1 protein-coding gene is annotated in these 1,580 nt (G+C 69.9%); it reads left to right on the forward strand.

Annotation, left to right across the window (positions count from 1 at the left end; all coding sequences use genetic code 11):
* Positions 1 to 1,580 (forward strand): acetate--CoA ligase (acs, locus tag PUR56_RS29435; RefSeq protein WP_329951180.1); only part of this gene is annotated, 1,580 nt, incomplete at both ends.

Raw genomic sequence — 1,580 nt, forward strand, 5'->3', positions numbered from 1 at the left:
AACGAGAGCCTGGCCAACCTGCTCAAGGAGGAACGGCGCTTCGCCCCGCCGGCAGAGCTCGCCGCAGCCGCCAACGTCACCGCGGCCGCATACGCTCAGGCCTCCGAGGACCGCCTCGGCTTCTGGGCCGAGCAGGCCCGCCGCCTCACCTGGGCCGTCGAGCCCACCGAGACACTCGACTGGTCCAACCCGCCGTTCGCCAAGTGGTTCGCCGACGGCAAGCTCAACGTGGCCTACAACTGCGTCGACCGCCACGTCGAGGCGGGCAACGGCGACCGCGTCGCCATCCACTTCGAGGGCGAGCCCGGCGACAGCCGCTCCCTCACCTACGCCCAGCTCAAGGACGAGGTCTCACAGGCCGCCAACGCCCTGCTGGAACTCGGGGTCCGCAAGGGCGACCGGGTCGCCGTCTACCTGCCGATGATCGCCGAGGCCGTCGTCGCGATCCTCGCCTGCGCCCGGATCGGCGCCACCCACTCGGTGGTCTTCGGCGGCTTCTCCGCCGACGCCGTCGCCTCCCGCATCCAGGACGCCCAGGCCAAGCTCGTCATCACCGCCGACGGCGGCTACCGGCGTGGCAAGCCCTCCGCCCTCAAGCCCGCCATCGACGAGGCACTGACCAAGGTCGACGGCGTCGAGCACGTCCTGGTCGTCCGCCGCACCGGCCAGGACGTCTCCTGGACCGAGGACCGCGACGTCTGGTGGCACGAGGCCACCGCCCGCCAGTCCACCGAACACACCCCCGAGGCGCACGACGCCGAGCACCTGCTCTTCATCCTCTACACCTCCGGCACCACCGGTAAGCCCAAGGGCATCCTGCACACCTCCGGCGGCTACCTCACCCAGGCCAGCTACACCCACCACGCCGTCTTCGACCTCAAGCCGGAGTCCGACGTCTACTGGTGCACCGCCGACATCGGCTGGGTCACCGGCCACTCGTACATCGTCTACGGCCCGCTCTCCAACGGCGCCACCCAGGTCATCTACGAAGGCACCCCCGACACCCCCCACCAGGGCCGGTTCTGGGAGATCGTCCAGAAGTACGGCGTGACGATCCTCTACACCGCGCCCACCGCGATCCGCACGTTCATGAAGTGGGGCGACGACATCCCCGCGAAGTTCGACCTCTCCTCCCTGCGGGTCCTGGGCAGCGTCGGCGAGCCGATCAACCCCGAGGCGTGGATCTGGTACCGCGAGCACATCGGCGGCGGCAAGGCCCCGATCGTCGACACCTGGTGGCAGACCGAGACCGGCGCCATGATGATCAGCCCACTGCCCGGCGTCACCGAGACCAAGCCCGGCTCGGCCCAGCGCGCGCTCCCCGGCATCGGCGCCACCGTCGTCGACGACGAGGCCCGCGAGGTCCCCAACGGCTCCGGTGGCTACCTCGTCCTCACCGAACCCTGGCCGTCCATGCTCCGCACCATCTGGGGCGACGACCAGCGCTACATCGACACCTACTGGTCGCGGTTCGAGGGCCGCTACTTCGCCGGTGACGGTGCCAAGAAGGACGAGGACGGCGACATCTGGCTGCTCGGCCGGGTCGACGACGTCATGCTCGTCTCCGGCCACAACATCTC

The organism is Streptomyces sp. BE303 (assembly GCF_036290945.1).
Lineage (GTDB): Bacteria > Actinomycetota > Actinomycetes > Streptomycetales > Streptomycetaceae > Kitasatospora.